The organism is Streptomyces sp. NPDC043812 (assembly GCF_056436245.1).
In genome coordinates this window covers 1-1,241 of record NZ_JBWKCY010000103.1, presented here as the reverse complement: position 1 = coordinate 1,241, position 1,241 = coordinate 1, and the positions used below count along the sequence as shown (strand labels likewise).

The following is a 1,241-nucleotide window of genomic DNA, read 5'->3' as shown; positions in this document are numbered from 1 at the left end:
CGCGAGTACGACACCAAGTACCCGGACCTGGGCGTGCTCGTCGCGATCTCCGGCACCCTCACCATCGACGGCGAGGAGACCACCGAGGTCAAGGAGAACGGCGGCATCTCCGAGGCCGCGCTGCCGAAGGCGTTCGGCTACACCCGTGCAGACGACAAGGCCGCGAAGGCCGGCGGCAAGGGGCAGCAGGAGTACCGGATCCTGGTCGTCGCCGAGAAGTACCAGACCGGCTTCGACCAGCCGCTCCTGACGACGATGTACGTCAACAAGACGCTGACCGGCATCGCCGCCGTGCAGACCCTCTCGCGCCTCAACCGGACCGCCGAGCGCAAGTCCCAGGCCGACCTCGCCGTCCTCGACTTCGCCAACGAGGCCGAGGACATCAAGGAAGCCTTCCGCCCGTACTTCGAGGAGGCGCACACCCTGCCCTCCGACCCGAACCTCCTCTACACGGCCCAGAGCCGCGTCATGTCCGCGCCGATCATCTCGGAGCAGGACATGGACGAGTTCGTCGCCGCGTACTTCCAGGCGGAGAAGAAGGCGGGTGGTGTCCAGTCCAAGTGGGAGAAGCTGCACGCCGAGTTGTATCGACTCCTCTCCCCCGCTGTGGCCCGCTTCACCGCCCTGCTGGAGAGCGAGGAGGAGGACGATGTCGAGACGGCCGAGGAGTTCCGCGCCAACCTCAACGACTACGTCCGCAAGTACGGCTTCCTCGCGCAGATCGTCCCGTACCGTGACGCCGAGTTGGAACGCCTGCACCTCTACGGGCGCCACCTCCTCAACCGGCTCCCCCGGCTTGCGGACGGCGGAGTCGATATAGGCGAGGTCGACCTCAGTCACCTGCGCGTCGAGAAGACCGGCGAGCACGACGTGTCCCTCAACCCCGAGGGTCCCGCCGAGCTCAAGGGCTTCGGCGACGGGGCCGGCGGTGCGAAGGACGCGGACAAGTCACTGCTGTCCGAGCTGATCGAGAAGTTCAACTCCAAGTTCGGTACGGAGTTCACCGAGGAGGACGTCCTCCCGGCCTTCAACGCGACGAAGAAGGACCCCAAGGTCCGGGCCGCGGCCGTCGTCAACGACGAGGAGAACTTCGGGATCGTCTTCGACAAGAAGTTCGAGGAGAACATGATGGATCATGTCTCCACGATCGACACGCTCGGCAAGCGGTACTTCGGTACCGACCGGGACTTCAAGTCCAACCTCGACCGCAGCGCCCGCCGCGCGGCCTGGCGGATGATCCG

At 65.9% G+C, this 1,241-nt stretch carries 1 protein-coding gene; it reads left to right on the top strand.

Annotated features, from left to right (window positions below):
- A partial coding sequence (locus AC067Z_RS38940) for a type I restriction enzyme subunit R domain-containing protein (protein ID WP_478794367.1) occupies positions 1-1,241 on the top strand: 1,241 nt, incomplete at both ends.